Source organism: Tepidiphilus sp. HLB4 (genome assembly GCF_054823945.1).
In genome coordinates this window covers 13752-31839 of sequence record NZ_JSYB01000016.1, presented here as the reverse complement: position 1 = coordinate 31839, position 18088 = coordinate 13752, and the positions used below count along the sequence as shown (strand labels likewise).

Genomic DNA, 18088 nt, shown 5'->3' with positions numbered 1-18088 from the left:
TGGCTCCTGAGATAAAAGGACGAAATCCGGCCTTTGCCGCGACCGGCGGGTCGGGGCAGAGAAGGCAAACGGCAGGGGAGAGGGGAGTGTGTATTTAGCGCGCGAGGCGCAGCAGCGGGCCCAGCAGCAGGCCGGCCGTGAGAAGGAAGGAGCGAAGGAGGTCGCTTGGCATCTTCATGGAGCAAAATCTACACGGAAATTCGCATCGAAGCAAGCGTTTTTGCCATCGAAAAAAGCTATGGCTGGGGCGAGGCGTCGGCGCTGTGGCGCCGTTTGTGGCGCCAGCGCCAGAAGGCGAGCACGTAGCCGGAGAGCGCGTAGCCGAGAAAGAGAAGGAAGAGCAGCCCCGGGTAGATCGACACGAGGGCGAAAGCGAGCACCACGCTTGCGGCGGCAACGAAGGGAAAGGAGCGGCGCAGGTCGATGCTCTTGCCGCTCCAGTAGAGGATGTTGGTGACCATGCTGATGCCGGCAAAGGCCGTGAGGAGAGCGGCGGGCCAGCGCAGTTCGGCTCCGGTCCAACCCAGATCGTGGGCCACCCAGGCGAAGCCGGCTACCAGGGCGGCGGCGGCCGGGCTGGGCAGGCCCTGGAAGTAGCGCTTGTCGATCACGCCGAGGGTGGTATTGAAGCGCGCCAGGCGCAGTGCGGCACCGGCGCAGTACAGGAAGGCGACGATCCAGCCGATCTTGCCCAGCGGCTGCAGCGCCCAGGTGTAGCTCAGCACGGCGGGGGCGACGCCGAAAGAGACCATGTCGGAGAGGGAATCGTATTGCGCGCCGAACTCGCTCTGGGTGTGGGTGAGGCGCGCGATGCGCCCGTCGAGCCCGTCGAGCACGATGGCGGCGAAGATCGCTACCGCCGCCGTCTGGAACTGCCCGTCGAGCGCCTGCACCACGGCATAGAAACCGGCAAAGAGCGCCGCCGTGGTGAAGAGGTTGGGCAGAAGGTAGATGCCGCGGCGCTTGGGCGGCGTGGTGTATTCGTGTTCTTCGCTCATCGGGCGCCCTCGCGTTCTGCCGCCGGAAATTCGGCGAGGATCGTGCTCGTCGCCTTGACTTTTTCCCCGAAGACGACTCGCGGGCGGCTGCCCGGCGGCAGGTAGAGGTCGACGCGCGAGCCGAAGCGGATGAAGCCGTAGCGCTGCCCGCGAGTGAGCCGATCGCCCGGTTCGACGTAACAGAGGATGCGGCGCGCCACGAGCCCAGCCACCTGCACACAGGTGAGCTCGTGCCCGGTGTCGCTGCGCAGGTGCAGCGCATTGCGCTCGTTTTCGCAGGATGCCTTGTCGAGCGCCGCGTTGAGGAACTTGCCGGGGTGGTACCAGCGCGCGAGCACCGTGCCGTCGACCGGACTACGGTTGGAATGCACGTTGAACACGTTCATGAAGACGCTGATCTTGAGCGCGTCGCAGTCGCGCCAGGGGTCGTGCGCCGGCTCGATGGCCACGATGCGCCCGTCGGCGGGAGAGAGCACCGCCAGCGGCTCGGTGGGGATGGGGCGAGGCGGGTCGCGGAAGAACTGCAGCACGAAGAGCGCGAGCAGCCACAGGGGCCAGGCCCAGCAGAAGCCGGCCATGACCTGGACGGCGAGGGCGAGCAGGACCGCTCCGGCGAGGAAGGGCCAGCCCTCGCGGGCGATGAGGGGGTGGGGATAAGGGTGGGAGGTCATCGTTGCTCTCTGAAGGTTTCGTCCTATTTTACCGGAACGGCCGCTTTGGGGGGCGGGAGGTGCAATCCAGGGCGGGATGGGCGATAATTCGCCACTGGACGAAGCGGCGTGGGATGCTCCCGCGGCCGGTGCATTCGATCAGGAGAATTTCTCATGGCATTGCGGGTTTCCCGTGCGAAGCGATGGATGTGGGGGATCGTGTGCCTTGCGGCAGCCTTGCCGCTGCAGGCCCAGGAGGCAGCGCCCGAGGCGTCCGCCGGCGAGCCCAAGACCGAGGCGCCGGCGGCCGAAGGGGAAAAATCCCCGCCGCCGGTGCAGCAGCCCGCGGCTGCGGGGGCTTCGTCGACCAAACGCTCGGTTCGCTCTCCTGGCGCTTGGGGATATGGTCAGACGAACGGTCCGTCCCAATGGGCGAAGCTGTCGCGGGATTATTTCTGGTGCGGCATCGGCAAGAACCAGTCGCCGATCGATATCCGGCGCGAGGATGTGCTCACCACCGATCTGCGGGCGATCGAGTTCGCCTACGGGCCGGTGAATGGCCGGCTGCGGCGCGACAACGGCGTGCTGACGCTGCAGGTCGTCTCCGGCAAGGCGGCGATCACGGACGAACAGCACCGCTTCGCGCTGACGGCGATCCAGTTCCATTCCCCCAGCGAGCATACCGACGGCGGCAACCATTATCCGCTGGAGGTCCAGCTGGTGCATAAAGACAAGGACGGCAACGTCGCGGTGGTGGCGGTGTGGTTCCGGCGTGGCGAGGACAATCCGGCGCTCGGCGAGATCCTCGCCGCCGCGCAGAAAAAGGGCGGGGCGAGCGTGTCGCTCGATCCGGGCAAGCTGCTGCCGCCCACGACCGATTTCTATCGCTACAACGGCTCGCTCACCACGCCGCCCTGCATCGAGGGCGTGCGCTGGTACGTGATGTCGGAAGTCGCCGAGGCGAGCGAGGAGCAGCTGCGCGCCTTCTTGTCGCTCACCGGCCGCAACAACCGCCCGGTGCAGCCGCTGAACGCGCGCCGCGTGTTCGAATGAGGCCGTGAAGGCGCCGCAGCCCTGCGGCGCCCGGACTCACATGCCGACGTAGATCGGCCCTTCGCCGCCCTGCGGGGGGACCCAGTCGATGTTCTGCGTCGGATCCTTGATGTCGCAGGTCTTGCAGTGCACGCAGTTCTGCGCGTTGATCTGCAGGCGCGGCGTGCCGTCTTCTCTCACGATCTCATAGACGCCGGCCGGGCAGTAGCGCTGCTCGGGGGCATCGTAGATCTTGAGATTGACGTCGATCGCCACCTTGGGATCGCGCAGCACGAGGTGGCAGGGCTGGTCCTCGTCGTGGTTGGTGTTGGAGAGGAAGACCGAGGAGAGCCGGTCGAAAGTGAGCACGCCGTCGGGCTTGGGATAGGCGATCGGTTTGCATTCGGCCGCGGGTTTGAGCAGGGCGTGGTCGGGCGTGTCGCGGTGCAGCGTCCAGGGTGCCTTGCCGCGGAACACCATCTGGTCGATGCCAAAGAGCAGCGACCCGGCCCATAGGCCCTTCTTCATGAGCGGCTTGAAGTTGCGGGCGCGGTAGAGCTCCTCGTGCAGCCAGCTGCGCTCGAAGGCCTGCGGGTAGTCGGAGAGCTCGTCGTGCGCGCGACCGGCGGCAAGCGCAGCGAAGGCGGCTTCCGCCGCAAGCATCCCGGACTTGATGGCCGCGTGGATGCCCTTGATGCGCGAGGCGTTGAGGTAACCCGCATCGTCGCCGATGAGCGCGCCGCCGGGAAAGACCGTCTTGGGCAGCGCTTGCAGGCCGCCGGCCACTAGCGCCCGTGCGCCATAGGCGATGCGTTTGCCGCCTTCGAGCATGGAGCGGATGGCAGGGTGGGTCTTGAGCCGCTGGAATTCCTCGAAGGGCGAGAGATAGGGATTGCGGTAGTCGAGCCCGACGACGAAGCCGATCGCCACCAGAGGGCCCTCGTCGAGGTGGTAGCAGAAGGAGCCGCCGTAGGTGTCAGGGTCGAGCGGCCAGCCGGCGGTGTGCATCACCAGTCCCGGTTCGTGCCTGGCCGGATCGATCTCCCACAGCTCCTTGATGCCGATGCCGTAGGCTTGCGGATCGCGCCCTTCGCGCAGCTTGAAGCGCTGTTCGAGCCGCTTGCCCAGGTGCCCGCGGCAGCCTTCGGCGAAGAGCGTGTAGCGCGCCCGCAGCTCCATGCCCGGCTGGTAGTTGGGGCCAGGAGTGCCGTCTTTCTGCAGCCCCATGTCGCCGGTGACGACGCCGAGCACGCGGCCTTCTTCGTCGTAGAGCACGTCGGCGGCGGCAAAGCCGGGGTAGACGTCGATTCCCATGGCTTCGGCCTGCTCGCCCAGCCACTTGACGAGGAAGCCGGCGCGGACGATGTAGTTGCCATGGTTCTGGAAACATTGCGGCAGCAGGGCGTTGGGCACCTTCATCGCCCCGCCTTCCTTGAGGAAGAGGAAGCGGTCTTCGCGCACCTCGGTCTTGACCGGCGCGCCGCGTTCCTTCCAGTCGGGAATGAGCTCGGTGAGCGAGCGCGGATCGAGCACGGCGCCCGACATGGTGTGCGCGCCCAGCTCCGCGCCTTTCTCGATCACGCACACGGAGAAATCCTGCCCCTTCTCGGCGCAGAGCTGCTTGAGGCGGATCGCTGCCGCGAGCCCGGCCGGGCCGCCGCCGACGATCACTACGTCGAATTCCATCGCTTCTCGTTCCATCTTCGGGAGTCCTCGCGCTACAATAGGATGAGAGGCCATACGCTGCCGTATGTTGGCAGAAAACGGGCCGACGATCAATCACGCTTTCGAGGAGACGCGATCATGACACAACGCCCGGCCCATGCCCGGAAAGTACTCACGACCAAAATCCCCGTGCGCTGGGGCGACATGGATGCCTTCGGCCATGTCAATAATACGATCTATTTTCGCTATTTCGAACAGGCACGAGTGGAATGGCTCGAAGCGCTGGGCTATCGGGTGGTGGCCGGTGTGTCGCCCTCGCCGGTGCTGGTGCATGCGGACTGCAATTTCCTCAAGCCGGTGACCTATCCGGCCGTGTGCGAGGTCACGGTATATGCCGGCGAGCCGGGGCGCTCGAGCGTGACGAGCTGGTACGAGCTGCGCCTGGTGGGCGACGAGACCCTCTACGCCACCGGTTCCGGTAAGATGGTGTGGGTGGACGCCGCCACCGGCCGTTCTACGCCCTTGCCCGATGATCTGCGTCGGGCGCTGTCGGGTTCTCCCGGCTGAGCCGAAAGGCCAAAAATACCCATAAAAATCAACCAAAAGGAGGAAGGAAATGAGCGAGACGAACCCCATCTGGGTACCTTCGGCCGAACGGGTGGCGAGCGCCACGATCACGGCGTTTACCCGCCACGTCGAAGCGCGCTGGAGCCGGAATTTCCCCGACTACGCGGCCTTGCACCGCTGGAGCATCGAGCATCCCGAGGAATTCTGGGTTTCGGTGTGGGACGAAGGCGGGGTGATCGGCGAGCGCGGCGAGGTGGTGCTCGTCGATGGCCACAAGATGCCTGGGGCGCGCTGGTTTGCGCAGGCGCGGCTCAATTTCGCCGAGAACCTGCTGCGCCGGCGCGACGGGCGCGAGGCGATGGTGTTCTGGGGCGAGGACCGGGTCAAGCAGCGCTGGAGCTGGGAAGAGCTGTATCTCGAAGTGGCCCGTGTGGCCCGGGCCCTGGCCGAAGCGGGGGTGACGCGCGGCGACCGGGTCGCGGCCTACATGCCCAACATGCCGCACACGGTCATCGCCATGCTCGCCACGGCGAGCCTGGGAGCGATCTTCACTTCGGCTTCCCCCGATTTCGGCGTGCAAGGAGTGCTCGATCGTTTCGGCCAGACCGAGCCCAAGGTGCTCTTCACCGTCGACGGCTACTGGTACAACGGCAAGGCGGTCGATATCCGCGGCAAGGTGGCCGAAGTGGTGGCCGGCCTTCCCTCGGTGCGCCGGGTGGTGGTCACGCCGTATCTGGAGGCGCTGCCCGATCTCTCGATGATCGACCGCGCGCAGGGCTGGGCCGAGTTCACCGCGCCGCACCGCGACGCGACCGAGATCGACTTCGTGCGCCTGCCGTTCGATCATCCCCTCTACATCCTCTATTCCTCCGGCACCACGGGGCTGCCCAAGTGCATCGTGCACTGCGCCGGCGGGGTGCTGCTGCAGCATCTCAAGGAGCACAAGCTGCACGGCGACGTCAAGCCCGACGACCGGCTCTTCTACTTCACCACCTGCGGCTGGATGATGTGGAACTGGCTCGTCTCGGGCCTGGCCTCGGAGGCGACGCTGCTCCTCTACGACGGCTCGCCCTTCGTCAAGGACGGCACCATCCTCTTCGACTACGCCGACGCCGAGCGCATGACGCATTTCGGCACTTCAGCGAAATTCCTCGATGCGGCGGCGAAGAAAGGGCTCGCGCCCATCGAAACGCACCGACTCGACACGGTGCGCACGATGTTCAGCACCGGCAGCCCCCTCATGCCCGAGGGCTTCGATTACGTCTACACCCGCATCAAGCGCGACCTCTGCCTGTCGTCGATCTCCGGCGGCACCGACATCGTTTCCTGTTTCGTGCTGGGCAACCCGACGCTGCCCGTGTGGCGCGGCGAGATCCAGTGCAAGGGGCTGGGGATGGCGGTGCAGGTGTTCGACGAGAACGGCAACCCCGTCGTCGGGCAGAAAGGCGAGCTCGTGTGCACCCGTCCCTTCCCGGTGATGCCTCTGGGATTCTGGAACGACCCGGACGGCAGCAAGTACCGCGCCGCCTACTTCGAGCGCTTCCCCGGCGTGTGGTGCCACGGCGATTACTGCGAGGAAACGATCCACGGCGGCTTCATCATCTACGGCCGCTCGGACGCCACGCTCAACCCCGGCGGGGTGCGCATCGGCACGGCCGAGATCTACCGCCAGGTGGAGAAACTGCCCGAGGTGGAGGAATCCATCGTCATCGGTCAGGACTGGCAGGGCGACGTGCGCGTGGTGCTCTTCGTGCGCCTGCGCGAAGGCTTGGTGCTCGACGAGGCGCTGCAGGAAAAGATCCGCCGCGTGATCCGCGACAACACCACGCCGCGCCACGTTCCGGCCAAGATCGTGCAGGTGCCCGACATCCCGCGCACCAAGAGCGGCAAGATCGTCGAGCTCGCGGTGCGCCAGGTGGTGCACGGTCAGCCGGTGAAAAACGTCGAGGCGCTCGCCAATCCCGAGGCGCTCGAGCACTTCCGCGATCGTCCCGAACTGCGCGATTGAGGGGGCGAGGATGAAGATGCATGTCAGGGAAAGCGCCCTGCTCGTGGTCGACATCCAGAGCGGCCTGCTGCCGGTGATCGAGCACGAGGAGCAGGTACGGGAATCCGCCGCCTGGCTGCTGCGGCTCGCCGGCAAGCTGCAGGTGCCGGTGGTGGTGAGCGAGCACTTCCCCGAGAAGATCGGTCAGACCGTGCCCGAGCTGTTCGAACTGCTGCCGCCCGCGGCCGAGCGGGTGCGCAAGACCGCTTTCTCGGCGGTACGCGACGGCGTGCTCGAGGGCACCGCCGTAGGGCGCGCCGGGCAGGTGATCGTGGCCGGCACCGAGGCGCACGTCTGTGTGCTGCAGACGGTGCTCGACCTGCTCGAGGCGGGCAAGCAGGTGTTCGTGGTGGCCGAGGCGGTCGGCTCGCGCCGTGCCGAGGATCGGCTGCTCGCCCTCGAGCGGATGCGCCAGGCTGGGGCCGTGGTGGTCTGCCGCGAGATGGTGGCCTTCGAGTGGCTCGAACGCGGCGGCACGGACCTCTTCCGCGACGTGCTGCGCACCCTGATCCGCTGAAGCGCACGGCGTTCGCGAAGCGGCCGGGATCGGCTATCATTCGCTTTTCCAGCCAATCCACGTTCCCATGACCAAGTACGTGTTCGTGACCGGCGGCGTGGTCTCCTCGCTCGGCAAGGGGATCGCCGCCGCCTCGCTCGGGGCCATTCTCGAATCGCGCGGCATCCGCATCACCCACCTCAAGCTCGACCCCTACATCAACGTCGATCCGGGCACCATGAGCCCGTTCCAGCACGGCGAGGTCTTCGTCACCGAAGACGGCGCCGAGACCGACCTCGACCTCGGTCACTACGAGCGCTTCACCCGCGCCAAGATGAGCCGGCGCAACAACTTCACCACCGGCCAGATCTACGAATCCGTCATCCGCAAGGAGCGCCGCGGCGAATACCTCGGCAAGACCGTGCAGGTGATCCCGCACATCACCGACGAGATCAAGCGCTTCATCGAGCGCGGCGCCGAAGGGGCGGACGTGGCCATCGTCGAGGTGGGCGGCACCGTGGGTGACATCGAATCGCTGCCTTTCCTCGAGGCCATCCGCCAGATGGGCATCGAGCTGGGCCCTCAGGGCGTGTGCTACATCCATCTCACGCTGCTGCCCTACATCGCCGCCGCCGGCGAGCTCAAGACCAAGCCCACGCAGCACTCGGTGAAGGAATTGCGCGAGATCGGCATCCAGCCCGACATCCTGCTCTGCCGCGCCGACCGGGCCATTCCCGAAGAAGAACGGCGCAAGATCGCGCTCTTCTGCAACGTGCGCCCGCAGGCGGTGATCGAGTCGCGCGATGCCGACACCATCTACCGCATCCCCCTGCTGCTGCACGAGCAGATGCTCGACGAGATCGTCTGCCACAAGCTCGACCTCCTCGCCCGCCCGGCCGATCTCTCCGTGTGGCAGCGCATCGTCGATGCCTGGGAACACCCGCGCGCCGAGGTCGACATCGCCTTCGTCGGCAAGTACGTCGATCTCACCGAATCGTACAAGTCGCTGGTCGAAGCGCTCACCCACGCCGGGCTGCACACCCGCTGCCGGGTGAACATCCACTACATCGATTCCGAAACCCTGGAAGACGAAGGCTGTGCCGCGCTCGCCGGCATGGACGCCATTCTCGTGCCCGGCGGGTTCGGGCGGCGTGGCACCGAAGGCAAGATCCTCGCCATCCAGTACGCGCGCGAACACCGGATCCCCTTCCTCGGCATCTGCCTCGGCATGCAGCTCGCGGTGGTCGAATTCGCCCGCCACGTCGCCGGCCTCGAAGGAGCGCACTCCACCGAGTTCGACCCCGACACGCCGTACCCCGTGGTCGGCCTCATCACCGAATGGCAGGACCGCAGCGGCAAGATCGAGCGGCGCAGCGAAGAATCCGACCTGGGCGGCACCATGCGCCTGGGCGGCCAGGTGTGCCTGCTCGCCGAAGGCACGCTCGCGCGGCAGATCTATGGCGCGCCGCAGGTGCTCGAGCGCCACCGCCACCGCTACGAGGTGAACAACCGCCTGCTGCCGCTGCTGCAAGAAAAGGGGCTCGTGGTCTCGGGTCGCGCCCCCGGCACCGATCTGTGCGAGATGATCGAACTGCCGCAGGACGTGCACCCCTGGTTCGTCGGCTGCCAGTTCCACCCCGAATTCACGTCCAACCCGCGCGAAGGCCATCCGCTCTTCATCGCCTACGTGCAGGCGGCGCTGGAAGCGCGCCGGCGCGCCGGGCGTCCCACGGCGATCGCATCGAGCAAGGAGGCGGCATGAAACTGTGCGGATTCGAAGTCGGGCTCGACCGGCCCTTCTTCCTCATCGCCGGCCCCTGCGTGATCGAGTCGCGCCAGATGGCGCTCGAATCGGCGCAGGCGCTCAAGGAGATCACTGCCGCGCTCGGCGTGCCCTTCATCTACAAGTCGAGCTACGACAAGGCCAACCGCACTTCCAGCAAATCTTTCCGTGGTTTGGGCATGGCCAAAGGGCTGGAGATCCTGGCCGAGGTGCGCGAGCGCGTGGGCGTGCCGGTGCTCACCGACGTGCACACCGAAGCCGAAGTGGCGCCGGTGGCCGAAGTGGTCGACGTGCTGCAAACGCCGGCCTTCCTCTGCCGCCAGACCGACTTCATCCAGGCGGTGGCCGCGAGCGGCAAGCCGGTCAATATCAAGAAAGGGCAGTTCCTCGCCCCCGAGGACATGGTCAATGTGGTGGCCAAGGCCAAGGAAGCCAACGGGGGAGCCGACACCCTCCTCGTGTGCGAGCGCGGCGTGAGCTTCGGCTACCACAACCTCGTGGTCGACATGCGGGGGCTCGCCATCATGCGTGCCACCGGCTGCCCCGTGGTGTTCGACGCCACCCACTCGGTGCAGCTGCCCGGCGGGCAGGGGCAGGCTTCGGGCGGGCAGCGCGAATTCGTCCCCGTGCTCGCCCGGGCAGCGGTGGCTGCCGGCATCGCCGGGCTCTTCATGGAATCGCACCCCGATCCCGACAAGGCCCTCTCCGACGGCCCTAACGCCTGGCCCATCCCGCGTCTGGCCGAGCTCCTCACCACGCTCGTCGCGCTCGACCGGGTGGCGAAGCAAAGAGGGTTCATCGAACAGGAGATGATGCAATGAATGCGAAAGCCTATGTGATCGTCGTCGCGCGTCGTGCCGACCATGAGGCGCTTGCGCGTTATCGTGAGCTTTCCGCCCCGGCGGTGGCCGAGCACGGTGGGCGTTATCTCGCGCGCGGCGGGCGCTTTGCCGTGCTCGAAGGGCAATGGCAGCCGCAGCGCGTGGTCGTCGTCGAATTCCCTTCGTTCGAGGCGGCGCAAGCGTTTTATGACTCGGAATCCTATCGCAAAGCGCGGGCGGCGCGTGAAGGGCTGGCCGAGTTCGACATGCTGGTGGTCGAAGGCCTGCCGTCCGCCTGAAAGATTTGTTCATTCTGTCTGGAGCATGAAATGAGTGCCATCGTCGATATCGTCGCGCGGGAGATTCTCGATTCCCGCGGCAACCCCACCGTCGAAGCGGACGTGTTGCTCGAATCCGGCGTGATGGGACGCGCCGCCGTCCCTTCCGGTGCCTCCACCGGTTCGCGCGAGGCCATCGAGCTGCGCGACGGCGACCCCGCCCGCTACCTCGGCAAGGGAGTGCTGCGCGCCGTGGAGAACGTCAACACCGAGATCTGTGAAGCGCTGCTGGGGCTCGATGCCGAAGAGCAAACCTTCATCGACCAGACCCTCATCGAGCTCGACGGCACCGAGAACAAATCCCGCCTCGGGGCGAACGCGATGCTCGCCGTGTCGATGGCGGTGGCCAAGGCCGCAGCCGAGGAGGCGGGGCTGCCGCTCTACCGTTACTTCGGCGGTTCCGGGCCCAAGCAGATGCCGGTGCCGATGATGAACGTCATCAACGGCGGGGCGCACGCCAACAACAGCCTCGACATCCAAGAGTGCATGATCATGCCGGTGGGCATGGAATCTTTCCGCGAGGCGCTTCGCTGCGGCGCCGAAGTCTTCCAGCATCTGAAGAAACTCGTCGATCGCAAGGGGCACCCCACCACCGTGGGCGACGAAGGCGGCTTCGCGCCGAACGTGAAAAATACCGAAGAGGCGCTCTCACTCATCCTGGAAGCCGTCTCCGCCGCCGGCTACGAGCCGGGGCGCGACGTGCTGCTCGCGCTCGACTGCGCCAGCTCCGAATTCTACAAAAACGGCGAATACGTGCTCGCCGGTGAAGGGCTCAAGCTCTCCGCCGAGGGCTTTGCCGACTATCTCGCGGCGCTGGTCGACAAATTCCCCATCGTCTCGATCGAGGACGGCATGGCCGAGGGCGACTGGACGGGGTGGAAGATCCTTACCGAGCGCCTGGGCAAGAAAGTCCAGCTCGTAGGCGACGATCTCTTCGTCACCAACACGCAACTGCTCGAGCGCGGCATCCGCGAGGGTGTGGCCAATTCCATCCTCATCAAGATCAACCAGATCGGCACGCTCACCGAGACCTTCGCCGCCGTAGAAATGGCCAAGCGCGCCGGATACACCGCCGTGATCTCGCACCGCTCCGGCGAAACGGAAGATTCGACCATCGCCGACATCGCCGTGGGGCTTTCCACCGGGCAGATCAAGACCGGGTCGCTGTCGCGCTCCGACCGCCTGGCGAAGTACAACCAGCTGCTGCGCATCGAGGAAGACCTCGGCGATACCGCCCGCTATCCGGGGCTGGCGGCGTTCTACAACCTGCGCACTCGATGAGGCGGGAGGGGGCGTGAGCCTGTGGGTGCGGCTGATCCTCGTCGTACTGCTTGCGGTCGTGCAGTATCAGCTGTGGCTCGGCCGCGACGGTCTGCTGCACCGACAGCGGCTCGACGCCCGCCTCAATGAGATCATCCAGCGCAACGAAGCACTCGCGGCGCGCAATGCCGCCGCCGCGGCCGAAATCGAAGAGCTGAAAAACGGTGGTGAGGCGCTCGAAGCAGTGGCGCGCGGCTCGCTCAACTACCTGCGCCCCGACGAAGTGCTTCTCACCCTGCCGTCCAAGGCGACGACTCCCTGAACTTCAGCCGATGCGTGTGAGCGCCGTGCGGTAGCGCCGCGCCGCCTCGCGGTAGTGCGCCGCGTTGGCCTGTAGCCGCGCGACTTCTTCGTCGGTCAGGGTGCGGATCACCCGTCCCGGCGAGCCCACCACCAGGCTGCGATCAGGAATGACTTTGCCTTCGGGGATGAGTGCGTTCGCGCCGATGATGCACTGCGCCCCGATCACCGCCCGGTTGAGGATCACCGCGTTGATGCCGATGAGGCAGCCGTCCCCCACGGTGCACCCGTGCAGCATGGCCATGTGGCCGATGCTCACGCCGGCGCCGATGGTGAGCGGGATTCCTTCGTCGTCGTGCAGGATCACGCCGTCTTGCACGTTCGTGCCGTTACCGATGATGATCGGTTCATTGTCGCCGCGCAGCACGGCATTGAACCAGATCGAGACTTCGTGCCCCAGCCGCACGTCGCCGATCACTTCGGCGCTATCGGCCACCCAGCAATCTGGCCCGAGCTGCGGGCGTTTGTCGCCCAAGGCATAAAGTGCCATTACTGCTTTCCTTGTTCGAGCGTCGCATTGGATGCGTGCAAGGATAACATGCCGTCTCTGTGCGCTGCAGCAGGAATTCTGGCCTTGTTGTATTTTTCGCCGGCTCGGGTATAATGGCGAACTCGTCGGGGCGTAGCGCAGCCTGGTAGCGCACTTGCATGGGGTGCAAGGGGTCGCGAGTTCAAATCCCGCCGCCCCGACCAAGAATTCGAAAGGCTTACGTGATCGCTCGCGTAAGCCTTTTTTCCTTTGTTCCGCATTGCCTTCCTCCGCATCCCAAGCTAAACTGCATCTCGTTGGCTTGGGAGGTTTCCTTCATGGTAGGCCAGTTCATCGAACGGCGCTGCGAGCGCCGTATCCCTCTGCCCGGCGGCATTCCTGCCCGGGTGCTCTCCCCTCGGGGTGAAGTGCACGACGCCGTCTGCTTCGACCTCTCGGTGGGCGGCATGGCGCTACGTACCAACTACGTCCCCTCCGCGGAGGAAATCCTTGCCGTTCAGCTCGAGCAGCCCGGCGGGGTGCACGGCATGCCGGCGCGTCCGCTGCGCGTGCGCCTGGAGGTGCGCCGCTGCCTCGGGCTCGAAGGCGGCACCTGGCGCTGCGAGCTGGGCGGGCGGATCGTGGAGGTTCTCTCTTGATTCAGCCGCGGCGCAGCGCGAGCCACGCCGCGAACCCTGCGAAGAACGCGAACCACAGCGCCGACCAGTTGGCGATGGTAAGCCCCAGGAAAGTCCAATCGATGGCCGTGCATTGCCCCTCGCCAGCGAACACCTTGGGCAGCCATTCGGCGAGTGGCAGCGTCTCCACCAGGTAATCCAGCCCGGGGCCACAGGCGAAAGGGTCGGCGGGCGGGTGCCGCTGCAGCCAGCTCTGCCACAGCGCCGTGCCCAGCCCCCCCAGGGCGCACAGCAGCATTGCACCGGCGCAGACCCGGGCCGCGAGCTTACGGGTGCCGAACATCGTGCCCAGGAGCGCGAAGAATCCTACCCCGAAGAAGGCGATGCGCTGCAGGATGCACAGCGGGCAGGGCTCGAGGCCGAGGCCGTGCTGCAGGTAGAGGCCGAAAGAGAGCAGCGCCGCCACGGCGAGGGCGGCGGCGAGGAAAAGGGGACGCGCTGGCAGGGATGGGGTCATGCTCGACTCGTCGAATGCGGCCGTGCCATTGTACCCCGTACCGCCCCTCGAGCCTGGCTCCGTAAAGCGCACTCCATCGTGTGGGGTCAGCGCCAGCAGCCAGCCGGGCCCTTGGTGCCGGCGCTATCCAGGGTGAGCGGCGTGCAGTCGGTGTCCCGCGTCTGCGCTCCTTTGGCCGTGGCCTTCAGTTTATAGCTCGTGTCGGACGGTGTCCCGTCCAAGGCAAAGGTATAGAAGCTGCTCAACTCGGTCGTACACGAGAGCGCCGGTAGCGCCGCATTCTTGTACGTCATCTTGGTGGTGTAGTAGCGCTCCATCCACTGGGCCAATTCCATCAGACACCCCTGCGCCGCCGTGCGGCGGGTCTGCAGCACGTGGCGCTGGTAGCTGGGGTAGGCGATCCCGGCCAAGATGGCGACGATGGCGACCACGATCATCAGCTCGATCAGGGTGAAGCCGCGGCTGCGGCGTAGCGTGCGAGGCATGGCTTACTCCCGGATCAGTTCGCGCCAGTTGATTCGTTTGTTAGAGGGATAAATTTTATATTTATTTTTAGTGCCACTCGAAAGTGGAAGTTCAATTTGGGAACCGATAATTGTTGGCCCGCCGGGCATGCCAGAGCTTGTACCAATGGAACCGATAGCAATGTCCTTGCCGCCGGATGCAAGGGTACCGTAGTCGGTAAAAAATGGATAACCGAGCGCCGCGCCAGTGAATGCGTCGATTGCGTTGAGGTAGCCCGTGCCGCCTGGTGAACAGGGGTCATCGTTGGGGATGATACTGCTGGCGATGAGTACGGAACCGCGCAGTACCTGTGACGAGATCATACGCTCACCGGGGTCGAGGTCGACGTACCAGCCTTTCTTGTCGTTCATATCGTTGCTGGTGGCGAGTTCAAAAGCACGAACCGGGTCGCCCGTTTTTGGGTCCGTTCCACTTGCGACGATCTTGCGCTCCTTGAGTTGACTGCGGGTCACGGCATTCTGCCCATCGTCGATGATGCCGTACCAACTTTGGGTCGACGTGTCGGAGATGTCGGATGCCGTCAGGTAGCGCCCCGTACCGAAAAAGACCCATCGACTTCCATCAGCAGGGTTGTACCCTACCATTGGGCGACCGGTAATGGGTTGTGATGACCCGGCGGCGAACAGTGGTGCTTTCTGGCCGTTGTATTTTGCGACGTCCCAATCGTTCGAGACTGTGCTGGAAAGATCGAACTTCCACAAATTCCCCTGTAAATCGCCGGCGTAAATGTAATCGACCGTACCGTCGCGATTGGCATCAAAACCGATCACGGCAGACAACCCGTTGGATGGACCACTGCCGGTATCGATTTTCTTGATGACTTTTCCCGTAGAGAGATCGACGATAAAGAGTACCGCGTGTTCTTTGGTGCTGTTATAGCCATTGCCGAAAATTACAACGGTATGATCGCCGTTTGTCTTGGACAGCACCATCTCGCCCGTCATTAGCCCGAGATCGGGATCGTTGGCGAGTTCCCATTGGACGTTTTTCTCCGAGAATGAGTTGGGGGTGGTGACGTCGAGCGCAAAAAGCCCTTTGCCGCCGTAACCGAGGCTGGCGATGAGAATATTTTTGCCAGGGGTGAGTGCTGGCCAGGTAACGGCGATCGGCCCATCGACGAAATAACGGTGCGTGTACCCCGGATCGGCGAGGGTGGCGAGCGCCGGCGTGATCACGGCGTTGGGCACGTAGGCGAAGCGTTCCTGGCCGTTGGTGGCGTCGAAAGCGTGCAGCATGCCGTCGTTGGCGCCGACGAAGACGGTCTGCGCACGTTCGGCTCCGTCTTTCTGGTTGTCGACATATACGGGGCTGGAGTGGATGATGTCGCCGAGTAGGCTTTTGCGGTTACGGAGCGTTCCGCCGTTTTGCACTTCTTTGCTCCGCTCGCCGCGCAGGTAGTCGACGATGTCTTGGGAACCGAGGGCGGTCTTTTGCGCTTTGGTGAGAGAGCTCCAATCGAAGGTAATGCCTTTTTTCCCGTCCCAGCTGAAGATGTTGCGGGAACCGACGGCGGGGATGCTGGCAGACCATTTCGGCGTCGTGTCACCCCCGTCCGTCGTGACAGGGTAGGCGAGGAGTTCGCCGTACCAATCACCGGGGTAGTAGCGGGCATAGAATGTGAGTGTATTGCCATCGATACGGTTGGAATTGACCGCCACGTTACTGGCCGAACTCACCAGGGTGGAGATGGCCCCCAGCGCTTCCTTGAGCCCTGTAGCGAATTCGTCCGGGTTCTGGGCGGCGAAGAACTTGCCGTGGCCATTGACGGCGGCGTGCCACAGGTCGTCGATCTTTTTTTCGTTGGCACTGGTGGGGTCGGTCCAGGATTGCGTGCCATTGCACAGCTTTGCCACGGTCTCGGGCGTGCGGGGCAGCGTACCGCTTACGCCGAGAGAGAGGGTGAACGTGGTCATGTGTTGCCAGAAGGCAGGATCGGGGAAGGTGGGATCCAGAGAGTTGGCGTTGCACACATCCAAGTTGGACGAGGCGGCGGGAACATCGTTGGGAAGGTCGGTGCGCAGATCTTCTTTCCAGTATTTCATCGCCACGTCGGCCAGGGTATTGGAATAGTCGTCTTTGAAGGGGGCCTTGGCTTGGTAGGTATAAGTCTTCTTGCCGTCAGGCGATTCGATTTTCGATCCCGATTCATTGTCGGCGTTGCCTGCGCCGGAGAAGTCGTCTGTCCAATAACCATCGGTGGTGAGGATGGTGAAGGATTGGCGGCAGGAGAGTTGTTTCTGCTTGCCTTGAACCGTGACTTTGGGGCCCCAGGGGCCACTGTCTTCTTCTTTTGTATAATATTGACCAGCCCAATCGAGGGCGCCACGCAGGGGGGTCCCCTGCATGGGTATCTTCACCTCGATGACCTGCTTGAAGAAATCCGCTTTGTTTGAACCGGTGAATTTACCGTGGGGGATTGGCACGGTGGGAGTGGCGCTCGAGCTCTTGCACGTGTTGATGGTACAGAACCCGACGCGGTAGTTTTCACCGAGCTCGGCGAAGGCGCGGGTCACCCCGGCCTGGGTCGCGAGGATGCGCGAGCGGTGGTAGCTGAACCAGTTGGCGAAGTTCTGTACTTCGTCGGCGACGGAGCGGCCCCAGGGCAGGGGATCTGGGGCACGTTTCTCATCTGGTACATTTTGGCAATTCCACCATGTTGTACATTCTCTGCGCGTGGTTCCGACTCTCCATTGATACATGACACCGGAACGGTATTGATAGCGGATGTAGTTCGTCCGGTTGGTGTCATCGCCGCTGCCGACATAGACATAGAATGTGATGGGGTAAGATAAAGTGGTTTTCGAACAGTCACTTCCCGTCATGTCCCCTGTTTTCAGGTTGATTTTGCAGTTGTTTCTTCCTGCCGGGTCGTAAGAAGCGCTTTCAGGATTGATAGTAGGATAGGAACTGCCATCTGCTTTACGCCAGGGCTGGTAGGTGACGCTAGGATTGTAGAAGAGTGCGTTTCGCTTAGAGGAACGAAGGGTAACGTTAGTGTCTTCTTTGTCGTCCAAGTCGAGGTAGGCTTTATTGTAAGTAGATCCCCCATAGGGATCGGTAGGGCGGGGAAAGAGGAAGTAGGTCTCCGGTGAAGTAAGCGAAGTCAAAGAATCGGGCAGGATTTCGAACTGCATCGATCCCGAATCGTCGAGCAGTAACATGATGTTGGGGTCGACGCTCGTGCTCGTCTCCGGAGGGATGTTGGGAATGTCCAGCGGACTGCCGAATACGGCCGTGGAGAGGATGGCGAGGGCCGTAGCGGCGAAACGGTGGATATGAGCCATGATGTTTGCCCTCGTCAAGGGGTTCGTTGATAATGGCTTTGAAGAAATACGATCGCACCAGAACTGGTGGTCGAGGCTGCTTTGCAAGTCGTGCTGGCATTTCGTGCTGCGCAGATGGTTACTTGATAGAGATCAAGTAAGCATGCATTGTCATCCTCTTTGTCGCCAATCGCGTCCATGCAGGTGATGTCTTTGTAACTTCCCATATATTCGTAAAAACCTACCACCGGCAAAGTAGTATCTGTTCCGGCGAGAATCGAAATCCAACCGGTGAAGGATGAGTCTTTCCAACGGGGGGGTGAGCAATCAGGGTCGGGCGGGGCGCATAGGCCATTGGTGCAGAGTTTCTGACGAGTCTGATTGCATTTTCCATCGGGTTTCAGGATTTCAGTAGACGGGGGGCTTGGTAGCGCAAGCGCTTCGGCGCGGCGCAATCCGGCTTCGGCCGATTGGAAGGCGATGGCACGGTCGAGGATGCCAGCGGCCATTTTTTCTTCTTGGGCGACGAAGCGGGTGGCGCCGAGCGCGACGAGGGTGACGATCACGAGCAGGATGAGGGTGGTGGCGAGCGCGGCTCCGCGTTGTCCGAGGGGCGCTGCGGGCGGGGGAAAGATGAGAGGAGGAGAAGCCATGGCGGG

Annotated in this window: 18 protein-coding genes and 1 tRNA gene; 11 read left to right on the top strand and 8 right to left on the bottom strand. The window is 64.0% G+C overall.

The genetic code is table 11. The annotated features are described in order from the left end of the window. Positions 1-236 precede the first annotated feature (236 nt). Positions 237-998 (bottom strand): CDP-diacylglycerol--serine O-phosphatidyltransferase, encoded by a 762-nt coding sequence (pssA, locus tag OA56_RS04015; RefSeq protein ID WP_461583607.1) that lies wholly within the window; start codon positions 996-998, stop codon positions 237-239. Further along, on the bottom strand, positions 995-1669 hold the full coding sequence (locus OA56_RS04010) for a phosphatidylserine decarboxylase (RefSeq protein ID WP_461583605.1): 675 nt from the start codon (positions 1667-1669) through the stop codon (positions 995-997). The genes pssA and OA56_RS04010 overlap by 4 nt, the downstream gene beginning before the upstream one ends. 153 nt (positions 1670-1822) lie before the next feature. Between OA56_RS04010 and OA56_RS04005 the strand changes: the two genes are divergently transcribed. Beyond that, positions 1823-2701 (top strand): carbonic anhydrase, encoded by an 879-nt coding sequence (locus OA56_RS04005; RefSeq protein WP_141055712.1) that lies wholly within the window; start codon positions 1823-1825, stop codon positions 2699-2701. 36 nt (positions 2702-2737) lie between these two features. Here OA56_RS04005 and OA56_RS04000 read toward each other — a convergent pair whose 3' ends face one another. Beyond that, a complete protein-coding gene (locus OA56_RS04000; RefSeq protein ID WP_461583603.1) occupies positions 2738-4381 on the bottom strand; it encodes an electron transfer flavoprotein-ubiquinone oxidoreductase in 1644 nt (547 codons plus the stop codon). Between the two features lie 102 nt (positions 4382-4483). Here OA56_RS04000 and OA56_RS03995 point away from each other — a divergent pair, with 102 nt between their 5' ends. The 8 genes from OA56_RS03995 (at position 4484) to OA56_RS03960 (ending at position 11979) form a co-directional block, all read left to right on the top strand. After that, positions 4484-4912, top strand: coding sequence for an acyl-CoA thioesterase (locus OA56_RS03995; protein ID WP_461583601.1), 429 nt, complete (start codon positions 4484-4486; stop codon positions 4910-4912). A gap of 49 nt (positions 4913-4961) precedes the next feature. Further along, complete coding sequence (locus OA56_RS03990) at positions 4962-6920, top strand: acetoacetate--CoA ligase (RefSeq protein ID WP_461583599.1); 1959 nt, start codon at positions 4962-4964, stop codon at positions 6918-6920. A 10-nt stretch (positions 6921-6930) separates the two neighbouring features. Further along, positions 6931-7476 carry an isochorismatase family protein gene (locus OA56_RS03985; protein ID WP_461583596.1) on the top strand — a complete coding sequence of 182 codons (546 nt, stop codon included), beginning with the start codon at positions 6931-6933 and terminating at the stop codon, positions 7474-7476. Positions 7477-7543: 67 nt separating this feature from the next. Next, positions 7544-9217, top strand: a complete 1674-nt coding sequence (locus OA56_RS03980; protein WP_461583594.1) for a CTP synthase — start codon at positions 7544-7546, stop codon at positions 9215-9217. Then, positions 9214-10059 (top strand): 3-deoxy-8-phosphooctulonate synthase, encoded by an 846-nt coding sequence (gene kdsA / locus OA56_RS03975; RefSeq protein WP_055423830.1) that lies wholly within the window; start codon positions 9214-9216, stop codon positions 10057-10059. The genes OA56_RS03980 and kdsA overlap by 4 nt, the downstream gene beginning before the upstream one ends. Continuing rightward, complete coding sequence (locus OA56_RS03970; protein ID WP_082438416.1) at positions 10056-10358, top strand: DUF1330 domain-containing protein; 303 nt, start codon at positions 10056-10058, stop codon at positions 10356-10358. Before kdsA ends, OA56_RS03970 begins: the two co-directional genes overlap by 4 nt. Positions 10359-10388: 30 nt before the next feature. After that, a complete protein-coding gene (gene eno, locus OA56_RS03965) occupies positions 10389-11678 on the top strand; it encodes a phosphopyruvate hydratase (RefSeq protein ID WP_461583591.1) in 1290 nt (429 codons plus the stop codon). Positions 11679-11691: 13 nt separating this feature from the next. Next, positions 11692-11979: an FtsB family cell division protein gene (locus tag OA56_RS03960; RefSeq protein WP_051240668.1), complete on the top strand. Its 288-nt coding sequence runs from the start codon at positions 11692-11694 to the stop codon at positions 11977-11979. Positions 11980-11982: 3 nt separating this feature from the next. Here the strand turns inward: OA56_RS03960 and OA56_RS03955 are convergent, their stop codons facing one another. Further along, positions 11983-12507 carry a gamma carbonic anhydrase family protein gene (locus tag OA56_RS03955; RefSeq protein WP_461583588.1) on the bottom strand — a complete coding sequence of 175 codons (525 nt, stop codon included), beginning with the start codon at positions 12505-12507 and terminating at the stop codon, positions 11983-11985. A gap of 126 nt (positions 12508-12633) precedes the next feature. On the opposite strand from OA56_RS03955, the gene OA56_RS03950 reads away from it, so the two are divergent. Both OA56_RS03950 and OA56_RS03945 read left to right on the top strand, forming a co-directional pair. Next, positions 12634-12710: transfer RNA gene (locus OA56_RS03950), tRNA-Pro, on the top strand. 114 nt (positions 12711-12824) lie between these two features. Then, on the top strand, positions 12825-13145 hold the full coding sequence (locus OA56_RS03945; RefSeq protein WP_461583586.1) for a PilZ domain-containing protein: 321 nt from the start codon (positions 12825-12827) through the stop codon (positions 13143-13145). Between the two features lies 1 nt (position 13146). Here OA56_RS03945 and OA56_RS03940 read toward each other — a convergent pair whose 3' ends face one another. The 4 genes from OA56_RS03940 to OA56_RS03925 form a co-directional block, all read right to left on the bottom strand. Continuing rightward, positions 13147-13641 carry a disulfide bond formation protein B gene (locus OA56_RS03940; RefSeq protein WP_461583584.1) on the bottom strand — a complete coding sequence of 165 codons (495 nt, stop codon included), beginning with the start codon at positions 13639-13641 and terminating at the stop codon, positions 13147-13149. 86 nt (positions 13642-13727) lie between these two features. Continuing rightward, the gene (locus OA56_RS03935) at positions 13728-14126 is read right to left on the bottom strand and encodes a type IV pilin protein (RefSeq protein ID WP_461583582.1); all 399 of its coding nucleotides are present in this window, start codon (positions 14124-14126) and stop codon (positions 13728-13730) included. Between the two features lie 3 nt (positions 14127-14129). Beyond that, a complete protein-coding gene (locus tag OA56_RS03930) occupies positions 14130-17450 on the bottom strand; it encodes a pilus assembly protein (protein WP_461583580.1) in 3321 nt (1106 codons plus the stop codon). Positions 17451-17464: 14 nt separating this feature from the next. Then, the gene (locus tag OA56_RS03925; protein WP_461583578.1) at positions 17465-18082 is read right to left on the bottom strand and encodes a pilus assembly PilX family protein; all 618 of its coding nucleotides are present in this window, start codon (positions 18080-18082) and stop codon (positions 17465-17467) included. Positions 18083-18088: the final 6 nt, after the last annotated feature.